Source organism: Flavobacterium sp. HJ-32-4 (assembly GCF_022532105.1).
Classification (GTDB): Bacteria; Bacteroidota; Bacteroidia; order Flavobacteriales; family Flavobacteriaceae; genus Flavobacterium.
Genome location: NZ_CP092832.1, coordinates 3237703 through 3259431 on the forward strand (window position 1 = coordinate 3237703; position 21729 = coordinate 3259431).

The window sequence follows — 21729 nt, forward strand, 5'->3', positions numbered from 1 at the left end:
TTCCTGCACAGGTGTTAACTTTTCATACTATATTTGTGGGATGAAACACTTCGTCCTGCTATACCTTACCTTCCTGGTAGCAGTCGGATGCACCGGACAAACCGACGCGCTTCCGGCAAAAGCCTTCGCCGAACAACTCGCCGGCACGCCGAATCCCCAATTGCTTGACGTACGGACTCCCGAAGAATTCCAGTCGGGCCATATAGACGGTGCCCGCATGGCGAATTGGAACGGACCCGAATTCGAAGCCATCGCACCATCCCTCGATAAAAAACAACCCGTTTTTGTGTATTGTCTCAGCGGTAGCCGAAGCGCCCGTGCCGCCAAGAAACTGAAGGAAATGGGCTTTTCGACCGTATACGACCTGCAGGGCGGCTACCTCAAATGGGAAGCGGAAGGCCTTGCCGGTGCCCCCCAGTCGACCGTGCCGGTGGGCATTTGCCCGCAGGAATATGGCGATGCCATCCAATCGGGAAAAGTATTGGTCAACTTCTACGCCGAATGGTGCGCCCCCTGCCAAAAGATGAAACCTTTCATGGAACGCCTGGCCGCGCAGGAAGGGACGCTCAAAGTCATGCGCCTGAACGCCGATGAACACAAAACCATGGTGCGCGAACTGAAAGTATCGGAACTGCCTGCCCTTTTCCTTTACCAGGATGGAAAACTCACCTGGACGCATACCGGTTATATCTCGGAAGACGAACTCAAAAAACACCTTTGATGCTCTCCCAAGCCGCCCTCGACTTTCTCCGCGACCTCAAGCAAAACAACCACCGCGACTGGTTCATCAGCCAGAAAAAGCGCTACGACGCCTATAAAAAGGAATACCTGCAACTGGCGGCTGACCTGCTGGCCGCGCTCCAGGCGTTCGACCCAAGCCTCGAAACGCTCGAACCCAAAGACTGCACCTTCCGGATCAACCGCGACATCCGGTTCTCTGCGGATAAATCGCCCTATAAAACCCACATGGGACTCTGGTTCTCGGGCGGATCCAAAATACACAACCGCCCCGGCTATTACATCCAGATCGAGGACGGAAATGCGTTCGTCGCAGGAGGCTTGTACCAGCCCGATGCCGAAGAACTCCGCAAAATCCGACGTGAAATCGCCTTCTTCCACGACGACCTGGAAGCCGTCATTGCCGATGGGGATTTTCAGTCGGTATTCGGAGGCCTTAGCCCCGAAAATGCCCTGAAAACAGCACCCAAAGGCTACGAAAAAGACCATCCCGCGATCGAATTCCTCAAACTGAAGAGCTTCGTTGCCACCGCAACGTTTCCGGTGGGTGACGTATTAAAAAAGGATTTCGTTTCGAAAACCGCCCAGAAACTGCGGGCCCTGAAACCGCTGAACGATTTCATTGACCGCGCACTCGAAGAATCAGAAGACTAAAGATGCAGAAAAAACGGAGGATATTGTTTCTCGGGGAAGCCTATCGGGCCGACGCCATCACCTGGATGGACGGCCTGAAGCAATTCGGCGATTTCGACATCGTCACCTGGGAACTAAACCATCCCGGACACAACCTGCAAAGCCGGATCAAACGCTTCGTCGAATACCTGACGGCCTTGCGAACGATACGCCGCCTCATCCGCGAACACCAACCCGATATGGTTATCGCGGAACGCACCACCAGTTATGGATTTCTGGCCGCTTCCTGCGGACTCCATCCGGTCGCGATTGCCCAGCAAGGCCGCACCGACCTCTGGCCTGAACGCTCGCTGACCATGCCGCTGAAACGGATGTTGCAGCACCGCGCCTTCAAATACGCCGACCTGGTGCATGCCTGGGGGCCGGTTATGACGGTATCGATGCGGGAAGCGGGTGTTGACATGTCGAAAGTGATGGTCCTTCCCAAAGGCATCGACCTCGCGCGGTTTCGATATGAAACGGATGCAAACCGGGTGCCGACCGCGATTGTGACGCGATCGCTGCAACCGGAATACCGACACGATGTCATCCTTCGGGCTTTTTCCCTACTTGCGTCACGCGGCATCCAACTTCCGCTCGTAATCGTAGGAGATGGCAGCCGAAAGCAGTACCTTCAACAATTGGCACAGGAGTTGGACATTGCCGACCAGGTGACCTTCACAGGTCGCATCGCCAATACACAACTTCCCCAATTACTGGGCGCCTCGTCCCTTTACCTGAGCATGCCGATAACGGAAGGCGTGTCGGCCTCGCTTTTTGAAGCCATGGCCTGCGGATCCTACCCCATCGTGACCGACCTGCCCGGTAACCGAAGCTGGATTTCGCATCGGGATAACGGACAACTTGTGCCGGTAGACGATGCCACGGCACTTGCAAATGAAATAGAATGGGCCCTCGCAAACCCCGAAGTGCGAAGAAAAGCCTCTGAACATAACCGACAGTTTGTCGAAACCTACGCTGATTTCCATACCAACATGAAGAAGATAGCCGACCGCTATCACGAAATGATCAACGAAAAAGAAGCCCATGTGCGGAATTAGCGGTTTATTGCACTTCGATGCTGCGCGACGTGCAAGTGAAGAATGGATCGTACGGATGCGGGATGCCCTCGAACACCGCGGCCCCGACGATGCCGGTATTTTCATGGACGGCGCGCTCGGATTGGGGCACCGTCGACTGTCGATACTTGACCTTTCAAAAGCCGGGCACCAGCCGTTTACGTCGCACGACGGGCGGTATGTGATGGTCTATAACGGCGAAATCTATAACTTCCGCGATTTTTACGGGGAGCTCAAAGCCCGTGGTATCGACCTACGCACGGGTTCCGATACCGAGGTGCTGCTGGCCTTGTTCCAACTACACGGAACCACCATGCTGTCACGCCTGAACGGTATGTTCGCCTTTGCTGTATGGGACAAACAGGAACGCCGACTCACACTCGTGCGCGACCGGATGGGCGTGAAACCCCTTTATTACGCCCTTCACGACAACAGCCTCTTTTTTGCATCCGAACAAAAAGCGCTGTTCAAAGCCGGTGTGCCGCTGCGGATTGCACAGGACGGACTCGAGGAGTACATCTTCAACCGCTTCGTAGCAGGCGAAAAAACGCTGTGCGAGGGCGTCTATGCCCTACTTCCGGGGCACATCATGACCATAGAGGCCGACGGAAAAACACAGATGACCAAATGGTGGGACCTGAAATCGGAGATCCTGGCGCACCCGAAGATTGCCCATCCGGTGGAATGGTTTCGGGAACTATTCAATGATTCGGTACGCCTGCGCATGATCAGTGACGCGCCGGTCGGCGTATTGCTGAGTGGGGGACTCGACTCGTCATCTGTTGCCGCCTCCTTGTTTGAACAGGGCTATAAAGGCATCAACACCTTTACGATCGGCTTCCGCGAAAGCGAACACAACGAAGACTACCTCGCCCGACGCCTTTCCAAACAGTTCGGGTTCGACTTCCATTCGATGATACTCGAGGACGACGCCGTATTCGAGACCCTCAAATCTATTACCTACCTGCATGACGACCCGTTGATGCACCTCAGCGAACCGCATCTGTTGGCCGTATCGATGCTGGCCAAGCCCAATGTCAAGGTGCTGCTGTCAGGCGAAGGCGCCGACGAACTGATGGGCGGCTACTACCGCTATAAACCCTTGCAATTCCCCAACCTGCTGCATGTTTTGGCACTGTTCGGACGCAATGCCGGTGCGGGACAGGGTGGGAAAATCGACAAACTCTTCCGGTTTGCCCGTATTGGGTCGAAACGGGATATGGTGCTTTTCAACGGCTCGAACATCTTCCCTGAAGATATCGCATCAGGCTTCGGAATCTCAAGCCTACCGGAAAACGCTTACCGGAAGCAATTATACGAAGACGCCCGTACGCTCTATCCCGGTGACCTTCGCCGCAAAGCGATGTATGTCGACCAGCACACCTACCTCTGTTCGTTACTCGACCGAAACGACCGCTGCACGATGGGGGCATCGATCGAATGCCGCGAACCGTTTTTGGACCAACGCCTTTTGGCCGGACTCGGCTCACTCGACAGCAAGTGGTTTTTCACCGGCAAGAAAGGAAAATACATCCAGAAAAAAGCGATGGCCGGACGATTGCCAGAGGAAATACTCGACTTCCGGAAAGTCGGACTGAGCTCGCCCTGGGACCAGTATCTATTGCGCAATCCGGCCTTTAAAGACGAGTTGGAAGCCTTCCGGAAAAGTGAAATCTTCCGTCTTCCGTATTTATCCTCCATCGATCCGTCACAACTCCTAAAGCGTCTGCAACAGGGTGACGACCGGATGATTTCCTATATCATGCCGCTCTTCATGTTACACATGTGGACCACCTATTACGCCGGACGCTTTACCTCGACCTTGATGTAGTCGCGCTTTTAGCGTATTTTTGAGGCTTAAACCAAGCCTAATGGAAATCCGCCACGACGTCTCCTTAAAAAACTACAACACCTTTGGCATTGATGCGAAAGCCCGCCGGTTCGTATCCGTGACCACCGAAGCGGAATTGATCGACGTCCTCAAATCCCATCCAGACGCACCCAAATTTATCATTGGGGGCGGCAGCAACATGTTACTTACCCGCGATCTCGACGAACTGGTCATCCATATCGCGATGAAAGGAAAAGACATCGTGCGGGAAGACGACGATACGGTCGACGTGCGCTGCATGGGCGGCGAAGCCTGGCATGACTTCGTGATGTGGGCCATCTCCCACGACTTCGGAGGCATCGAGAACATGTCGTTGATTCCCGGAAATGTCGGCACCTCGCCCGTACAGAACATTGGCGCATACGGCGTAGAGATCAAAGACACCTTCGTTTCCTGTGACGCTGTGGCCATCGCCACCGGCGAACGCCGCCACTTTTCACTCGAAGAATGCCGGTTTGGCTATCGCGAAAGCATCTTTAAAAATGAGGTAAAAGGACAGTATATCATCACTGCGGTCACCTTTCGCCTCACCAAACGGAACCACGTCATCCGCACCGATTATGGCGACATCCAGGCCGAACTCGCGCGCAATGGCGTCACCACACCTACCATCCGCGACGTGAGCAATGCCGTCATCACCATCCGCCAAAGCAAACTGCCCGATCCGAAAGAACTGGGTAATAGCGGCAGCTTTTTCAAGAATCCGGTCATCCCGATGGCGCAATTTGAAGCGCTGAAGGAGCGTTTCCCGGATATCCGTCACTTCCCTGTATCCGATACCGAAGTGAAAGTGCCGGCCGGATGGCTGATCGAACAGGCCGGAATGAAGGGGTTCCGCGATGGGGACGCCGGCGTACACAAAAACCAGGCGTTGGTGCTGGTGAACTACGGAACGGCCTCCGGCCAAGACATCATCGCCCTTTCCAAAAAAGTGCAACAGGCCGTGACCGACAAATTCGGTATTGCCATTGAAGCGGAAGTAAACCTCGTATAATGTACATCCCCGATCACTATAAAAACGAAGACGAGGCCGACATCCGGCGCTTCCTGGCCGAAAACGGCTTCGGCATTCTCGTAGGGACGGTCAACGGAGAACCGTGGGCCACGCACATCCCGATGGTGATCGAAACCGATGCGGACGGACGGACCTTCCTGCACGGACATCTATCCAAAGAAAATCCGCATTGGCAGACGTTTTCGGGCGATACTGAAACACTCGCGATCTTTATGGGGCCACATGCCTACGTATCGTCCTCCTGGTACGACCATGAAAACGTTCCCACCTGGAATTACGTTGCGGTGCACGTCTATGGTCGGATCCGGATTTTGTCGGAAGAAGAAACCCTCGCCTCCCTGACGCGACTGGTCGACAAATACGAGAAAGGAAACGAACACCCCGTTCGCGTATCTGAATTGTCGGAGAAAACCCTTCGGCAGGCGCGGGGCATTGTAGGATTTCAACTCGACATCACGCGTATCGAAGCCAAACGGAAGATGTCGCAAAACCGCGATGCCGCCAATTATGAAGCGGTCATCCAACACCTCGACGCGTCGGGCGACCCGCAGCAACAGGCCGTAGCCGCGGAGATGAAACGCAAAACACCCTTCGAGTAATGGACCTCATCGCAACCGTCCGACAGGAACTGCAGTCCATGTCCGATCCGGTGTGGCAGGAGAAAACGCGCCGTTTTTTTAAGGAATCGGTCGATCCGTATGGCGTTCCGACCGGCGACGTCCGAAAATTGGGGAAGTACTTCTATCCTTTCCTCGCACCATTGCAAAAGGAAGCAGTGTTTACGCTTTGCGAGCAATTATTCGCGTCAGGAAAGCAGGAAGAATGCCTCATTGCCTGTGACTGGTCGTTACGTCCGAAAAAACACTACACCGCCGACGATTTCGCCCGGTTCAGCCGCTGGGTCGACCAGTATGTGACCAACTGGGCCATCTGCGATACGTTCTGTAACCATACCGTTGGAACCCTTGTGACGAAATATCCGGAACTGTTACCCGAACTTGAAAAATGGACTACGGACTCTAACCGCTGGAAACGACGGGCGGCCGCGGTCTCGCTGATCGTCCCGGCTAAAAAAGGGCTTTTCCTCGACACCGTCTTCCGAATCGCCACCGCCCTGTTGGAAGATACCGACGACCTGGTGCAGAAAGGATACGGCTGGATGCTGAAGGAAGCGTCGATACCCCACCAGGAGGCCGTCTTTGACTTCGTACTAGACCACAAAACCGTGATGCCGCGTACCGCCCTCCGGTATGCCATTGAAAAAATGCCGGAACAGCACCGGCGCGAGGCGATGGCGAAGTAAGCCGCCACTACCGTCTCGGTTAGTCGTCGCGCTCTTCTGTATTTTCGTCCGGTTCTTCCGTTTTCTCTTCTTCCTGTTTTTTGTTCCGGAAAGGTCGCAAGGTAATACCCAAGTACACCGCGCGTGACTGCCGGGCGAAACGACTCGTCACGATGAAGTTGGGTGCCGTCATATCGTAGTAACGGCGTTGGGTGTGGAAGATATCCGTACACCGCAGGGAAACGCTCAGTTTCTTGTTGTATAAATCCTGTTTGAAGGACGCATCCACATAATACTGTCCGAAATTCTTGACCAAAGGCGAAAAAGTCGGCGACTGATAATTGCCGGAAATCTGCAGCATCGACTTCTTCCACGGTGTAAAATTGTGGTTCATCTTGCCGTTCAGGCTGAAATTGTCGGTCGAATAAGGTGTGCCTACGTTTGACGCGTCAATCCGTTCATTGTAGTAGTTGAGGCTTGAGTTGATCTTCCACCATTTATACAGTTGAAAATAGGCGTTCACCTCAACTCCGGCGTTCTTGGTGCTGTTGATATTCTGGAAGTTGGTTTCCGTGACCCCGTCTGAACGTAATAAGACAATGCGTTCGATACTGCCGACGGCGTAGCGATAATACAGACTGAAGCTGACGGAACTCTCTTTCCAAGACTTCGTATACGTCACATCGAACGAATTGGTGTACTCCGGAAGGAGGTTCGGATTGCCTTTGTTCAGGAAGAACGGATCGTTGAACTGCTGTAAGGGGTTGATTTCCCGAAAAACCGGACGGTCGATCCGACGGCTGAAACGAGCCGTGACCTTGTGGTTGTTTTTGAATTCCTGCAACAGGTGGAGGCTTGGGAATGCATCCGTATAGTCGAAACTATTCCGGAGGCCGTTGCTGACATCGAAGGAGACGTTGGTATTCTCAACGCGAAGTCCTACTTTATAACTGAAATTCCGAAACTTGTTCCGATAGGTCACATAACCGGCGTTAATCCCGATGTCATACCGGAAATCGTTCGAAATCTGCGGATCGGTGATGTAGATATCAAGCGGTTGGTAATAATTGTCCAAACGATACCCGGCCTCATTGCGTTTGATACGGAACTTCATCCCCATTTCCATCTTCGCCTTTCCCGGAAGCGGCTGGTCGTAGTCAACCTGGGCGACGAAATTCTGCTCGCGGTTCTCCTCTTTGGTGCGTGCGATATCTGGTAAGGTCGGGGCCGGGGTTCCGTCGGTATTATAATAGGTCTGTACGATATCGCCATCGGTACGTTCAGTACCGCGGGCGTAGAACAAATCGGCTGAAAGCTGCTGTTGCGGCCGCTGGAACTTCTTCGTATAATTCAGCGTAACATTGTTGGAGGCGTCGCTGTCGGTCTCCTTGATGTTTCGGTTATAGAGATCGGTCAGGGTAAAGGCCCCGTCGTATTGCCGATACAGGAAGTCATTGTCGTCTTTATCGGCCACTTGCGAATGCAGGAACGAAAAGCCGAGCGTATTCTTTTTGTTAAACGCATACTCGCCCCTAAAGCGGCTGTTCTGCGTCACGGTCTGGCTTAAAAAGTCGCGGTCCTGGTTCACGTAGCGGGTCGAACCGCCCTGATTGGTCTCGCGGTCTTTTGATTCCCAACTGCGCATGTGCGATTGTTTCACGTCGTATGAGGCAAACAAACTCAGTTTCTTGTAATTGAAACTGACGTTCGACGAGGCATTGTACCGGTCATAGCTGCCGCCGCTGACCATGATCATGGCGTTGACGCCCGGCCTGTTCTGGCTTTTCAGGATGATATTGATGATGCCGCTGCTACCATCGGAATCGTATTTGGCCGACGGATCGTTCATCACTTCTATACTTTCGATCATACTGGCCGGAATGTAATCCAACACCTGAGAGCGGCTGATTCCCAGAATACCGCACGGTTTTCCATTGATATACATTTTCACTTTGCCGCCACGCAGCGTGACCGAACCGTTGGCGTTGACAAAAACAGAAGGGATGTTTTGAAGGATATCACCCGCCGTGCCATTGGCCCCCACCGCGTCTGTGTCGATGCGGTATACGCGTTTGTCGACGTCGATGCGCATCCGATAATTGCCTTCGATACGCACCTCGTCCAAATCGATGGACGCTTCCTTCATCTTGATGACACCCAGGTCAACCGAACCTCCTTTCGCATTAGCCACAAGAGGAATAACCCGGCGTTCGAGTCCGATCAGGCTGACCGTCAAAAAACAAGGCTCGGTCAAATTGGCCTTCAGCCGGAAGGTGCCGTCCTCTTTCGTCATCCCGCTGCCAACAGAAACGGAATCTTTTACCGTCGCGATTTTGACAATGGCACTGGCGATCGGGTTGGCGCCCGTGTCGTCTACTACCTTACCTTGCAGCGTGGTTTCGGACGCGCGGGAAGGCGTTGTTTCCTGCGCCCAACTACCGGCAAATGTAAAGAAGAAAGCCAACAAAAGAAACGAATGCAAACCCGTTGGACAAGAGCGTTTTGCCAAGTATTCAATAAGACGAAGTACCACGTATTTTTTTTTGCCGAATTTAAACAAAATTGTAATATTGTCACGGAATTATGAATTTTAATAAATAAATATCTCGATTAACATAATTTTATTGAGATATAGTTCAGTTTGCGATTGTCAATTACGGAATTAACAAGAATATGAAGATATCCCTCCTTTTCGGCATGTGCCTGTTTTGTTCGCTTTCGCTGTCGGCCCAGGTATGGGTGAACCGCTACAACGGACAAGGTGACTACAGCGACCGTTTTACCGCCGTGATGACCGACGCATCCGGAAATGTATACTTGGCAGGTTCGGCCATCATGCCGGGCAACAACCAGGACATCGTCCTGATGAAAACCGATCCGAGCGGAAACGTGGTTTGGAAGAACATTTACGACGGACCTTCCTCCGGCGCCGACGCGGCCCTGGCAATGACCATGGACACGTCTGGCAATATCTATGTCACCGGATACGGAAAATTCTCGGCATCTGCTACCGATATCGTTACCATCAAATACGACAGTGCCGGAACGCTTCTTTGGACGGCCAACTACGGATACATAACCGACCAGTACGAACAGGGCAACAGCATTACGGTCGATACAAACGGCAATGTCTATGTGGCAGGCCAGAGCGACCCGGATGCCACCACGAATGCCAGTGATGACTATGTGGTGCTGAAATACAATGCGTCAGGCGTCCAACAATGGGTGCAACGCACAAACGGCACGGGCAACGGCGTCGACCGTCCGTCAAAAATTGCGCTGGATGCGTCAGGAAACCCGGTTGTGACGGGTCGTTCCGACAACCTCGTCAACTACGACTACCTCACCGTAAAATACAATGCGTCGACGGGTAGCCCGATTTGGTCGGTGCGTTTCGACCGAACCCACAACGACTGGGCAACCGACCTCATCATCAATCCGACCAACGGAAACATCTATGTCACGGGACGCAGCAAGAATACCGATTTCGACTACGCTACCGTGTGCTATAATTCGTCAGGGGTACAGCAATGGGCCACCATCTATGACAACGGCATTGGTGACAACCGGGCGACGAATATCGGCATGGACAGCAGCGGAAATGTCTACGTTACCGGGCAAAGTGACGTCGGTACCGCCAGTGTAAACTACGATATCGTGACCCTGAAATACAACAGCAGCGGCGTGCAACAGTGGCTTAAGACGTATAGCGGAACGGCCCTCGATGACGATATTCCCACGGCCTTTTATGTCAGTCCGTCCGGTAATGTCATCATCGCGGGCATGACCGATACCGATGCGGCGGCCAATGTCAGCAATAACTACGTCGTGCAGAAATACAATGGGTCCGGTGTCTTGCAATGGACGCAGACGTATACGAACAGTGCGTCGTCCAACGACATTCCCCGGGGCGTGGTAGAAGATGCCTCCGGTAATGTCATCGTAACCGGCGCCTCGGAAGTGATTCCGCAACGGAACGCCGTAACGGTGAAATACAATGCATCCGGCACCTTGCAATGGACCAATATCGAAAACGAAACCGGCGACAACTCTGACAAGCCCAACGCCATGGCCATCGACGCAAACGGCAATATGTATGTCGCCGGTTATGTAGTCGAATACGGGGCGGACCGAAATTTCGCCCTCCAAAAGATCACTGCCGCCGGGGCTACTGCCTGGGTTCGCACCCTGAACGGCACCGCAGTAGGAAGCTCCGATTCCGCTCTGGGCGTGGCCGTCGACAATGCAGGTAACATTTATGTGGCCGGATACACCCACAACAAAGGAACGTCAAGCGACATCACCGTTGCGAAATACGACACGAACGGCAACCAGTTATGGGTCTCGTATTATGACTATGCCACCGAAACGGATCGCGCCCTGGGCATCGCCCTCGACGGATCCAATAACGTATACGTCACCGGACGAAGTGACAGCAATTCCGGAAACGTCGTATCCAATGACGACATCGTAACCATCAAATACAACACCAACGGTACCCAGTTGTGGGCGGCGCGTTACAATGGCAGCGGCAATACAACCGATACCGGACGGGCCATCCGCGTGACGACAGCAGGCAATGTATATGTGGCCGGACGGACGTCCAACGCGACCAATTTCGATTACATCGTATTGAAATACAACACCAGCGGCGTCCAGCAATGGGTGAACTCCTACGCCGGCGCCGGAAACGATGAAATCTTTTTCATGGAACTCGACGGATCCGAAAACGTCTACGTGACCGGCAACAGCCAAAACAGCAGCCTGACCAGCGTCGATATCGTCACCCAAAAAATCACTTCGGCAGGGGTATCGCAATGGACGGCCCGATACGATGGCCCTGCCACAGGCACCGACCTGACCGATGCAATCAAAATCGACACCGCCGGAAACGTATGGGTAGCAGGCAGCACCGATACCGACACCTCCGATGCGACGCTCAACAGCGACATTTGTCTGATCAAATACGACAGCAGCGGCAACCAAACATGGGCCTCTACCTATGGCAGCGGAACCGGAACCGATGATCAGGCGGTCAGCCTGGCCCTCGACGGAAGCAACAATGCCTATTTGTGTGGAATGATAAACGGGCCGACCAACTACGATTATGCGACGTTTAAATTCACGCCTACCGGAACTGCCAGTGCGCCATTGGTGTATAACGGACCCGGCGATGGAGCCGACATCCCGCAGACGATTCTGTTCCGGAATAATTTCCTTTACGTAACCGGAAGCAGTACCGGAACCGGAACACAGTCCGATTTCGCCACACTTAAGTACGACCCGGCGACGCTGTCGGTCACTACCATCGCCCAGGGCGACGAGCGCGTAAAGGTGTATCCGAACCCGGCTTCCGACCAATTGAACATCGACCTGTCGCAACTGGCAGAGCGCCTTACCGACAACACCTCCATCATCCTTTACGATACCTTCGGCCGAACGGTTTTGGAGACCCGCATAACAGGCGTGTCGACCCAACTCGACGTCAACTCCCTGGCTGCAGGATGCTACATACTGGCCGTGCGGTCGGGAAAAACACCTGTATACACGTCCAAAGTAGTGATTCGTTAGTTCTATCCCTTCATATAAACGCCCTACGCGATGCTATCCAAAATCAAAAAAACCATTATCTGCCGAAATGTTCACGATTTTTCCATCGACAACCGACGTAACCTGTCGTATACGCCCAAAAAAGGGGATGTAGCGATTTTTGAGGTATTGGAAATCGGAAAACACCGGGCTATCCAGTCCGATTCGAAACGCATCATGACCATCATCGAAGGCGATCTGATCATGGCCGCTTTCGGAGAGCGCTATGCCACCGAGCAATTCGAAGGCTATCTGCCTGAAACACCGACCGAAGTACTCGACATTCTGGGAGCAGGCGGTGCCATTGGTGTACTCAAATCCAAGCACGACCATTTCAAACACATTCCCACCACCAGTGTCAGACTCGTCGGCTATGCTGTGGATGCATCCGGAGACATCATCAACACCATCTACCGCGACACTACCGAAATTCCCTTTACCGGCAAGGTACCGAACCAGGCGAAGGTCATTCTCTCGATAGGCTCTTCGATGGACAGCGGAAAAACGACCTCCGCGGCCTATCTGGCCCGTGGACTCAAAACCACCGGACGGAATGTCGCTTTTATCAAACTCACCGGCACGAGCTACACCAAAGACATGGACCTGGTATATGACTGTGGGGCCGACCGGACGGTTGACTTCACCGAAGCCGGCTATCCCTCGACCTACATGTGCAGCAAAGAACAAATGCTGAACCTCTACCAAACCCTTTTACACGCGCTTGAACCGGCTGCACCCGACTATATCGTAATGGAAATCGCGGACGGTTTGTTGCAGCGGGAAACCGAGTTTTTGCTTCGGGAACCCCGGTTCATGCAAACCATTTCCAACGTCATTTTTTCCTGCGGCGACAGCCTGGGCATCTTCTTCGGAATCGAGTTCCTTTCAAAACTGTCTGTGACGCCGACAGCCCTCAGCGGTGTGTTCACCATGAGTCCGCTTCTGGTCAAAGAAGTGCAGGACCGCACCGACATTCCGGTGGTGACTATCGACGAGTTGAAAATGGGAGGCGAAGCCATAGCGCATTTTACCCGGGAATATGCTCACTAAAAAAGCGCTTCTAAAAGCGTTTGCCTGGCGACACCGCGATAAAGTCGCCGCCGCCTTTTTATTTGGCCTGCTCAGTATTTGCACCACCATCCTCATTCCGGTTTTTCTGGGGAAGTACTACCAGATTGCACTGCACCGTCATTCCGCACGTGGTAAAATATTCGACGTGCTGTTCGGACATGTAACGGGACTTACGACCTTCTTCGTGACCTTTGGCGTCCTGATCGCCCTTAAATTTGTGGGCGATTTTTTCAAAAGGTACTACATGGGCATCACCGGGGAATTACTGGCGAAGGACACCCGCGAGCGCCTTTTCGAACGACAACTGAACGCCCAGCTGGAGGCGCATCAAAAAAAAGACACCGGCCTGTACCTCCTTCGGTACAGCGGCGATTTATCCGCCATCCAACAGTACCTGACCAAAGGCATCATTTCGTTTATCAATGATTGCCTCTACCTGTTGCTCGCCGTTGCCCTCCTGGCCATGCTCAATCTTCGCCTGACACTGGTGCTACTGGCCTCCTACCCGGTCATTTTTGGGTCTATCCTGTACCTCAACAAACGGCTGAAGGTACTCACGCGGAAACGGCGGAACCGACGGTCCAACAACCTGTCGTTTGTGTCGTCGCGGCTAAGTGCCGTATTGACGATAAAAGCCTTCAACCGGCAACGCATCGAAGCCGATAAATACATTAAAGGGTCGACCGATCTCTACCAATATGGCGTACGCTACCAACGGCTTTACGCACTGATACAAGCCCTATTACCCTTTATGTTGTATGGCATGCTGGTCGTAGTGCTGGGGCTGGCGTATGAAATGAAACACACCAGTCATCACAAGATACACGGACACGACCTCGTGACCTTCATCATGACCATCGTCAGCATCATCCCCGTGATGAAACGGATACTCGGCGTCAACTTTATCTGGCAGGCCGGCGATATTTCCTTTACGAAACTCCTCCGCGTTTTCAACACCCGACAGGAAAACGAAACCGGAAACAAACAGGCACCGGACAATTCCGGCCACATAACGTTTTCAGGAGTGTCCTTCGCCTTTGAGGGCGAGCAGTACGTATTCCGCGACCTGTCATTTGAACTACCCGCCTCATCCCTGGTGCTGATTACGGGTCCGCACCAATCCGGAAAAAGTACCCTGCTGAAATTGATAAGCGGTTTATATGATCCGACGGCGGGAACGATTTCCATCGGCAAAACCCCTACTGCGGATTGTGATAAATTCCTGCTGCGCAAGCGGGTTACCATCGCCTCCGACGAACTTCCGTTGATTGGCAAAACGGTCTTCGAAGCGATCTCCTACAGCCGGAAACCCGAAAAACGCGCACCGGCCCTGGCGATGTTGAAAGCCCTGGGGTATTGTGCGGAAGACGCTGACGAAGCCGTCCTCAACAATCCGATTAAGGAAAACGGCCGAAATATTTCGTATAGCCAGCGGAAGATATTGCTGTTGGCGCGGGCCTTCCTTACCAACAAAAAAATCATCATGCTCGACGAACCGTTTGAAGGCCTTGATGACGCGATCGTGCACCGGATAACCACCGTCCTTCACCAATACCGAAAAAAACACACCCTTCTGGTTGTCGGGCGTGCACAGGAAGGCGGACTCGACTATGATTTGGAAATCAGCCTCAAAAACAAGGACCATGTGTAGGGATTCCCGGAAAACACGTACCTTGTTTCCGTATTCCGTAACCCGGCAGCGTATGCGCAACCTACTTTTTTTTGTATTGGTCATGGGACTTGCCGCGTGCCGGACCGTACCCAACAAAGCGACCGAATCGGCTCCTAAAATGAACGAACGTTTCTCCATAGCCCTCCATGGCGGCGCAGGCAATATCGCAAAAAGGGGACTCACACCCGAACAGGAAGCGGCCTACCAGGACAAGTTGCGGGAAGCGCTCGACAAAGGCCGGCAACTTTTGTCCGACGGGGCCCAAGCCGTCGATGTGGTGGAAGAAGTGATCAAAATCCTGGAAGACTCACCGCTTTTCAATGCCGGCAAAGGCGCCGTCTTCTCACACGAAGGTCACAATGAAATGGACGCAGCCATCATGGACGGTAAAACGCTCGACGCAGGTGCCTTGGCCAATGTGCGCACGATACGGAATCCTATCAGTGCCGCGAAAGCCATCATGCGGAAATCCAAATTTATCTTCCTGTCGGGCACAGGAGCGGAGGCTTTCGCAAAGGAAAACGATATTGAGATCGTCGATACCTCCTACTTTTTCTACCAACCCCGCTGGGACGAGTTCCTGAAAATACGGGACTCCAAAAAAATCAAACTCGACAACGACAGCTCCAGTGGTGCCATCGATTCGTTCAACAGTTCGATCGACAAGTACGGGACCGTGGGCTGTGTGGTGATGGACCGATATGGAAACCTCGCTGCCGGCACCTCAACAGGCGGAATCGTCAACAAACAATACAATCGGATCGGCGATTCGCCGCTCATAGGATCCGGCACCTACGCTAACAACGCCACCTGCGCCGTGTCGTGTACGGGCCACGGTGAAGATTTCATCCGCGCTGTCGCCGCCCACAATGTATCCTCACTCATCGAAAACCGGGGCGTCAAATTGAAGACCGCTGTCTCACGGACCATCGCCAAAATTACCGCTTTGAAGGGCCGGGGCGGCATGATTGCGATAGACAGTAAAGGCCATATCGTAATGGATATGAACACCTCGGGCATGTTCCGGGCGGCCGCCACCGAAAAAGGCATCGAGTGCGTCGCGATTTACAAAGCGACCACTGCTCCCCCTCAGTAGAACGCGTGGAAGTGCCCTATCGGTACGACTGTTTTGGTATAACTGTAACATTTTCCCCTCTTTCCAGTCATACTCACATCAATCAAAATCCATGAGAAAACTACTACTACCCCTTGTTTTTCTGGCGTTATGCGGATGCGATGACGCACTTGAATGCGGACTTATCAACCGTCGTGCTGATATGCAGGACAAACCGGCGCAGGTGCTTGCACGGGATGCCTATGCCACGATCACGTATGAAGCTGAAGTCACCAATGACACGGCCGATGACGAAGACTACGACTACTCGTTTGATATCTATGGCGATGTGCCTCCCGGACTCACCATTACGTATGAACACCGACAAGTCGTGCTTCGCGGCTATCCGCAACGCAGCGGGGTGTATGATTTCAGTATCCACGTGAATGTCGATTACGTAGGCATCGATTTCAGATGCCTTAACGACGATACCGACGAGAATACCTACCGGATTACCGTACAATAATCAATCACGCGTTTTTGGCGGCTGCACCTGCGGGTCAGGATCTTTGGCCGGCCTGACGGCATCAAAATCCGCCGGTTGGGCCGATGTCGTGCGTTGGGTGCTGCCCTTTTGCTGCGACGTCATCTCCGATTCGAAATCCGCACGTGATGCAGAGGGCACAGCTTCTACTTTGTTGGCATCCGAGGCACGTACACCGCGTGGCGCCACCGCAGCAGGTGCAGGTGTCGTCGGCACGGGATCGGGTTTCGGCAGTGTCGGAGTCGGCGGTGCCTGTGGCGGCACATATACCGGTTGGGTGGTTTGGCCAAAGGCCAGCAGGGAGAACCAAAGGAAAGCGGCTACCAGAATCGTTTTCATCTTTTTTTTGCTGGCAAGGTAGCCACCGACACCCGGCAGGATGTTACGTTTTGCACCGAAAGCGTTGTAATCTTTCGACAAGGGTGAAATTAGCGGAACGCAATTTTTCGATTCTGTCATAACTACGTACCTTTGCGCCACCAAAAAATGCAAGGGTTTTATGCTGGACATCGTTTTCTGGATTTTCGTCGCCGTCACCTTCCTGCAGTTCCTGTACTATGTGGTGATATTTGGGAAATTCGCCTATTACAAAGCGAAAAAGCAAACCCCGAAGCGCATTCCCGTTTCCGTCATCGTGTGTGCCAAGAACGAAGAGGAAAACGTCCGGCGCTTCATCCCGCTATTGGCCGAGCAGGAATACCCCGATTTTGAAATCGTACTCATCGACGACGCGTCATCCGATGAAACGTTGGAGGTTTTTGAAGAATTCGAACGCCAGTACCGCAACATCCGGTTGGTAAAAGTGGCCAACAACGAAGCCTTCTGGGGTAACAAGAAGTTCGCCCTTACACTGGGCATCAAAGCCGCCTCGAAAGACTATCTGTTGTTTACCGACGCCGATTGCTATCCTTCCTCCAAAAACTGGATCACCGAAATGACCTCGCATTTCTCAGCGCAGAAAACCATCGTGTTGGGCTATGGCGCGTATGAAAAGATCCCGAATTCATTTCTCAATAAACTCATCCGTTACGAGACGCTTTTGACGGCCGTCCAGTACTTCTCCTATGCCAAAGCAGGCAACCCCTATATGGGCGTTGGCCGTAACATGGCGTATAAAAAAGAGGAATTCTTCAAAGTAGACGGCTTCCGCGACCACCTGAAAATCCGTTCGGGTGACGACGACCTCTTCATCAACCAGGTAGCCAACAAAAAGAACACGACGATTTGTTATACGACGGAAAGTATCACGTACTCAAAACCCAAAACATCCTTCAAGGAGTGGTTCACGCAGAAGCGCCGCCACGTGGCCACCGCCGGTCATTATAAGATGAAAGACCGGGTGCTGCTCGGCCTTTTCTTCGTCTCGCAATTTATGTTCGTCATCCTCGCCACGTTGTTGCTGGCCTTCCTCTTCAACTGGATCGCCGTGGTGTCGATTATCGGCTTCCGCTACCTCTTCGTGTGGCTCACTATGGGATTCGCGGCGGGCAAACTAAAAGAAAAAGACACGGTATATTGGTTTCCCTTCATTGAATGGGCCCTCATTTTCACACAATTGAATATCTTTATCTCCAACACCTTCTCAAAACCGGTGCATTGGAAATAAGACCCTACATCGAGAAAGCCAAAAAAGGCGACCAGGTAGCCTTCACCTTCCTGCTCGACCATTACTGGAACGAGGTCTACGGCTTCATGCTGCGCCGCACCGAAAACGAAACCGATGCCGAAGATATCACCATCGATACCTTCTCGAAGGCTTTCGATAAAATCGCGTCTTATAATCCCGAATACCAGTTCAATACGTGGTTGATTGCCATCGCGAAGAACGTCCATATTGACATGCTGCGGAAGAAACGCACGTCGCTTTTTATTGAAATTACCGACGAAGAGGACGAACAGGCGTACAATGTAGCCGACACCGCACCCACGGCAGAAGACGAACTGATTACCGAACAGAACCTTTCGCGCCTGCTGCAATTCATCAAAGAACTCAAGCCCCATTACCAGGAAGTCATCCAACTGCGCTACTTCCAGGAGCTGAGCTACCAGGAAATTGCAGACAAAATCGGCGAACCCCTCAGCAACGTAAAGATCAAACTACTGCGCGCCAAAAAGCTGTTGGCCGAGATCATCGAGAAGCGGCGGTAATCGAATTTTATCGATAAAACGACATCGTTACAACCTTTTGGAAAGACACGGGCATCCTGACAGAAAAGGGACCCTCCGTTCCGTATGTCCAACCAAAAAAAATAACCATATGTCACAACCAAGCATCTTCGACCGGGGTTGGCTGAATGTCGTCTTTGAAGGACGCAACAAAAGCTACGGCGCTTACCAACTCCGCCGCCAAAGCGGCAAAACCACCCTCCTGGCCTTTTCTGCCGCCTTATTGCTGTCCGCCTCGTTTGCAGGTATCCCGGCACTCGCCTCCAAAATCTGGAATGATACGCCTATCGAACTCCCTCCTACACCGCTCGACAAACCACACGTGGTGGTCTTCCGCCCCATCGACTATAAACGCCTGAAGTTCGAGGAAAAACGCGAGTCGGGCAAAAAGCTGGTCGCCGAAACCAAACCCGAGCGACGATTCACCAAAATGACGCCGAGCCACGAGCCCGATCCGGCGGACCCGCCGACCGTAGAAGAACTACGAAACGCGACAATCGGCAGCGAAACGACCACCGGCAATCCGAGCGGTGGCGACAACGCACCGGCAGGTGGGGGTGGCACGGGTACTACAGACGGTCCGCCTGCGATCGACATACCGGTTGAAAACACGCCTATGCTGACCGGTGCCCTTGAGCGCAGCCCCGAGTTCCCGGGTGGCATCCAGAAATTTTATGAATATGTGAGTAAGAATTTCCGCGTACCTGAAGAAAACACCGGTCGCGTGCAGGTCATCGTCTCCTTCGTGGTAGAAAAAGACGGCGCGCTGACAGATGTAAAGGTGTTGCGGAATCCGGGCTACGGACTCGATAAAGAAGCGATTCGCGTGCTCCGCGGACTCAAGACCAAATGGAGTCCCGGCATCTACAAAGGCCAGAAAGTACGCACCCTCTATACCCTGCCAATTGTCGTAACACCGGCGGGATAAAGGTTGGTTAAACCGAAGAAGCAGGAGATCCTCCTGCTTTTTTTATGCGGGTTTGTAATTAGCGAATGAGACAATTAGCGAATTAGCGAATGGGAGGGTGGCTAATTAGAAAATTATACAATTAGATAATTAGATAATGGAGAAGCGGAAATAGCGAGTGAGCCAATTAGCGAAACAGAAAATGGGGAAGAAGTTCACCGGAAGCTAGGGTGCGTGCTGATTGGCAAACCAAGGTTGTAGATTTCGATGCCCGAGGCCTCTCGTTGAGAAGGTAGTGAAAATGAATTACAACTCTTTTCGACCGGTTACGAAGAGTGTTCATGAATTTTCCCCGTTTCCCAATCGTTTATGTTTCCGCGTTTACCACTTCCGTATAAACATGTTTTCAGATGGAATTTCCCAAACTGGATGCATCTTTGGTCGTGGTGATTTTCCCGACCATTCGAAAATGAGCTGAATAGCAACTAGCTATCCCCCATTCACTAATCCTCCGATTATATCATTTTCTAATTTTCTAATTATCAAATTAGCCATTCGCTAATTACCTAATTCGCTATTTTTACCCCATGACCAACCGCCAAAAACTCCGCCTTCTCTTCAGCCTCCCCGTCGTCGTGGCCGCACTCGGCTACTTCGTCGATATCTACGACCTCTTGTTATTCGGCATCGTACGCGTACCCAGCCTGCAGGATCTCGGTATGGACGTCGACAAAGCCGGCACCCTCATCCTCAATTTCCAGATGACCGGATTGCTGCTGGGCGGCATCCTCTGGGGCGTACTCGGCGACCGCAAAGGACGCCTGTCCGTGCTTTTCGGATCCATTCTCGTCTACTCGGTGGCGAACGTCGCCTGCGGCTTCCTCCCCCAAATCCCCATCGCCGATAAAGTGATGGTATACGCCGTGTTGCGGTTCATCGCCGGACTCGGCCTCGCCGGTGAACTCGGGGCCGGCATCACCCTTGTATCCGAAAGCCTGCCAACAGAACTGCGCGCCATCGGCACTTCGCTCGTCGCCGGATTCGGACTCCTCGGCGCTGTCGTAGCCCAGCTCACCGTTGAACTCGCCGGAAGCTGGACCACTGCCTACTTCATCGGAGGTGGCCTCGGCCTCGCCCTCCTGTTGCTGCGCGTCGGTGTACTCGAAAGCGGGCTGTTCAAACAACTTGCTCACGAAAACACCGTATCACGCGGCAACTTCTTCGCCTTTTTTACCCATCGCGACCGCTTCCTGCGCTACCTGCGGTGCATCGCCATCGGCCTGCCTACCTGGTTCTGCGTCGGCATCCTCGCCATGATGGCCAACCAATTCGGTCCCGTGTTCGGCATCAGCGACATCGCGCCGGGCAAAGCCATTATGTGGACGTACGTCGGCATCTCAGCCGGTGATTTCGCCAGCGGCTTCATCTCACATGCCCTCCGCTCACGCAAGAAAGCCATACTATATATGATTCTCGCCACCGCTGTCGGCGTAGTGTTGTTATTATCCGGAGTAGCGAAAACCGCCAATGCGTATTATGGCTTCTACGTGTGGCTCGGACTCACCACCGGCTACTGGGCCATGTTCGTGACCGTCGCCGCCGAACAGTTCGGCACCAACATCCGCAATACGGCGACGACCACCGTACCCAACATGGTCCGCGGACTCGTACCCGTCATGCTCATGGGGTTCGATTTCTTCAAACCCGGATACGGCGTCATCACCGCAGCCGCCCTCGTCGGCGTGATCGTATTCGCCCTTGGCATCGTATCGGTCACCACCATCCCCGAAACCCACGGCCGCGATTTGGATTTTACGGAATGACGGAGCAAAAGCGGACATGATGTAATACAAACTGGAAGCCGATCTGACTTCAAAATCTAACTCTTCCCCCAACAACTCATCGAAGTACGACTTTATTCGGAAAATACGGCTTACTTCCTGTGGCTTGTGCCTGTTTTGTAAATGGGCATCATTTCTAGCTTTGTAAGAACGTGCTACCGGCCCCAGACGGCATCAGGCGACACATTTGGCGGCCCGGTTCCGCTCC

Annotated in this window: 18 protein-coding genes; 16 read left to right on the forward strand and 2 right to left on the reverse strand. The window is 53.0% G+C overall.

The features are described 5' to 3' along the window. The first annotated feature begins 40 nt into the window (after positions 1-40). Genes MKO97_RS13885 through MKO97_RS13915 form a run of 7 tightly spaced genes read left to right on the forward strand, consistent with a single transcriptional unit; the run spans position 41 to position 6698 of the window. Positions 41-721, forward strand: coding sequence for a rhodanese-like domain-containing protein (locus MKO97_RS13885; RefSeq protein ID WP_241103809.1), 681 nt, complete (start codon positions 41-43; stop codon positions 719-721). After that, positions 721-1392, forward strand: coding sequence for a DUF2461 domain-containing protein (locus MKO97_RS13890; protein ID WP_241103810.1), 672 nt, complete (start codon positions 721-723; stop codon positions 1390-1392). Before MKO97_RS13885 ends, MKO97_RS13890 begins: the two co-directional genes overlap by 1 nt. Before the next feature lie 2 nt (positions 1393-1394). Further along, positions 1395-2471: a glycosyltransferase gene (locus tag MKO97_RS13895; protein WP_241103811.1), complete on the forward strand. Its 1077-nt coding sequence runs from the start codon at positions 1395-1397 to the stop codon at positions 2469-2471. Continuing rightward, positions 2458-4320, forward strand: a complete 1863-nt coding sequence (asnB, locus tag MKO97_RS13900) for an asparagine synthase (glutamine-hydrolyzing) (RefSeq protein ID WP_241103812.1) — start codon at positions 2458-2460, stop codon at positions 4318-4320. Before MKO97_RS13895 ends, asnB begins: the two co-directional genes overlap by 14 nt. Positions 4321-4360: 40 nt before the next feature. After that, positions 4361-5374, forward strand: a complete 1014-nt coding sequence (gene murB, locus MKO97_RS13905) for a UDP-N-acetylmuramate dehydrogenase (protein ID WP_241103813.1) — start codon at positions 4361-4363, stop codon at positions 5372-5374. Next, on the forward strand, positions 5374-5994 hold the full coding sequence (locus MKO97_RS13910) for an FMN-binding negative transcriptional regulator (protein ID WP_241103814.1): 621 nt from the start codon (positions 5374-5376) through the stop codon (positions 5992-5994). Before murB ends, MKO97_RS13910 begins: the two co-directional genes overlap by 1 nt. Next, complete coding sequence (locus MKO97_RS13915; protein ID WP_241103815.1) at positions 5994-6698, forward strand: DNA alkylation repair protein; 705 nt, start codon at positions 5994-5996, stop codon at positions 6696-6698. The genes MKO97_RS13910 and MKO97_RS13915 overlap by 1 nt, the downstream gene beginning before the upstream one ends. 19 nt (positions 6699-6717) lie before the next feature. On the opposite strand, the gene MKO97_RS13920 is transcribed toward MKO97_RS13915, so the two are convergent. Beyond that, positions 6718-9159: an outer membrane beta-barrel family protein gene (locus tag MKO97_RS13920; protein ID WP_241103816.1), complete on the reverse strand. Its 2442-nt coding sequence runs from the start codon at positions 9157-9159 to the stop codon at positions 6718-6720. A gap of 191 nt (positions 9160-9350) precedes the next feature. Between MKO97_RS13920 and MKO97_RS13925 the strand changes: the two genes are divergently transcribed. From MKO97_RS13925 to MKO97_RS13945, 5 genes are all read left to right on the forward strand, one after another. After that, positions 9351-12248, forward strand: a complete 2898-nt coding sequence (locus tag MKO97_RS13925) for an SBBP repeat-containing protein (protein ID WP_241103817.1) — start codon at positions 9351-9353, stop codon at positions 12246-12248. 30 nt (positions 12249-12278) lie between these two features. After that, entirely contained in the window at positions 12279-13316 is a 1038-nt protein-coding gene (locus MKO97_RS13930) for a hypothetical protein (RefSeq protein WP_241103818.1), read from the forward strand. After that, entirely contained in the window at positions 13306-14988 is a 1683-nt protein-coding gene (locus MKO97_RS13935) for an ABC transporter ATP-binding protein (protein WP_241103819.1), read from the forward strand. Before MKO97_RS13930 ends, MKO97_RS13935 begins: the two co-directional genes overlap by 11 nt. Positions 14989-15040: 52 nt before the next feature. Further along, entirely contained in the window at positions 15041-16105 is a 1065-nt protein-coding gene (locus MKO97_RS13940) for an isoaspartyl peptidase/L-asparaginase family protein (protein ID WP_241103820.1), read from the forward strand. Positions 16106-16196: 91 nt separating this feature from the next. Then, on the forward strand, positions 16197-16589 hold the full coding sequence (locus tag MKO97_RS13945) for a hypothetical protein (RefSeq protein ID WP_241103821.1): 393 nt from the start codon (positions 16197-16199) through the stop codon (positions 16587-16589). Here the strand turns inward: MKO97_RS13945 and MKO97_RS13950 are convergent, their stop codons facing one another. After that, positions 16590-16946, reverse strand: coding sequence for a hypothetical protein (locus MKO97_RS13950; RefSeq protein WP_241103822.1), 357 nt, complete (start codon positions 16944-16946; stop codon positions 16590-16592). A gap of 160 nt (positions 16947-17106) precedes the next feature. On the opposite strand from MKO97_RS13950, the gene MKO97_RS13955 reads away from it, so the two are divergent. From MKO97_RS13955 to MKO97_RS13970, 4 genes are all read left to right on the forward strand, one after another. Further along, positions 17107-18213 (forward strand): glycosyltransferase, encoded by a 1107-nt coding sequence (locus MKO97_RS13955; RefSeq protein WP_241103823.1) that lies wholly within the window; start codon positions 17107-17109, stop codon positions 18211-18213. Then, positions 18204-18755, forward strand: a complete 552-nt coding sequence (locus tag MKO97_RS13960) for an RNA polymerase sigma factor (RefSeq protein WP_241103824.1) — start codon at positions 18204-18206, stop codon at positions 18753-18755. Before MKO97_RS13955 ends, MKO97_RS13960 begins: the two co-directional genes overlap by 10 nt. Before the next feature lie 109 nt (positions 18756-18864). Then, positions 18865-19701 carry an energy transducer TonB gene (locus MKO97_RS13965; RefSeq protein ID WP_241103825.1) on the forward strand — a complete coding sequence of 279 codons (837 nt, stop codon included), beginning with the start codon at positions 18865-18867 and terminating at the stop codon, positions 19699-19701. Between the two features lie 566 nt (positions 19702-20267). Next, a complete protein-coding gene (locus MKO97_RS13970; protein WP_241103826.1) occupies positions 20268-21503 on the forward strand; it encodes an MFS transporter in 1236 nt (411 codons plus the stop codon). Positions 21504-21729: the final 226 nt, after the last annotated feature.

What these genes read in the sequence shown, in the direction of transcription:
- MKO97_RS13925 (WP_241103817.1), top strand. Translation starts at nt 9,351, where the DNA reads ATGAAGATATCCCTCCTTTTCGGCATGTGCCTGTTTTGTTCGCTTTCG.
- MKO97_RS13915 (WP_241103815.1), top strand. Translation starts at nt 5,994, where the DNA reads ATGGACCTCATCGCAACCGTCCGACAGGAACTGCAGTCCATGTCCGAT.
- MKO97_RS13885 (WP_241103809.1), top strand. Translation starts at nt 41, where the DNA reads ATGAAACACTTCGTCCTGCTATACCTTACCTTCCTGGTAGCAGTCGGA.
- MKO97_RS13930 (WP_241103818.1), top strand. Translation starts at nt 12,279, where the DNA reads ATGCTATCCAAAATCAAAAAAACCATTATCTGCCGAAATGTTCACGAT.
- asnB (WP_241103812.1), top strand. Translation starts at nt 2,458, where the DNA reads ATGTGCGGAATTAGCGGTTTATTGCACTTCGATGCTGCGCGACGTGCA.
- MKO97_RS13965 (WP_241103825.1), top strand. Translation starts at nt 18,865, where the DNA reads ATGTCACAACCAAGCATCTTCGACCGGGGTTGGCTGAATGTCGTCTTT.
- MKO97_RS13895 (WP_241103811.1), top strand. Translation starts at nt 1,395, where the DNA reads ATGCAGAAAAAACGGAGGATATTGTTTCTCGGGGAAGCCTATCGGGCC.
- MKO97_RS13945 (WP_241103821.1), top strand. Translation starts at nt 16,197, where the DNA reads ATGAGAAAACTACTACTACCCCTTGTTTTTCTGGCGTTATGCGGATGC.
- MKO97_RS13970 (WP_241103826.1), top strand. Translation starts at nt 20,268, where the DNA reads ATGACCAACCGCCAAAAACTCCGCCTTCTCTTCAGCCTCCCCGTCGTC.
- MKO97_RS13940 (WP_241103820.1), top strand. Translation starts at nt 15,041, where the DNA reads ATGCGCAACCTACTTTTTTTTGTATTGGTCATGGGACTTGCCGCGTGC.
- murB (WP_241103813.1), top strand. Translation starts at nt 4,361, where the DNA reads ATGGAAATCCGCCACGACGTCTCCTTAAAAAACTACAACACCTTTGGC.
- MKO97_RS13950 (WP_241103822.1), bottom strand. Translation starts at nt 16,946, where the DNA reads ATGAAAACGATTCTGGTAGCCGCTTTCCTTTGGTTCTCCCTGCTGGCC.
- MKO97_RS13955 (WP_241103823.1), top strand. Translation starts at nt 17,107, where the DNA reads ATGCTGGACATCGTTTTCTGGATTTTCGTCGCCGTCACCTTCCTGCAG.
- MKO97_RS13890 (WP_241103810.1), top strand. Translation starts at nt 721, where the DNA reads ATGCTCTCCCAAGCCGCCCTCGACTTTCTCCGCGACCTCAAGCAAAAC.
- MKO97_RS13910 (WP_241103814.1), top strand. Translation starts at nt 5,374, where the DNA reads ATGTACATCCCCGATCACTATAAAAACGAAGACGAGGCCGACATCCGG.
- MKO97_RS13935 (WP_241103819.1), top strand. Translation starts at nt 13,306, where the DNA reads ATGCTCACTAAAAAAGCGCTTCTAAAAGCGTTTGCCTGGCGACACCGC.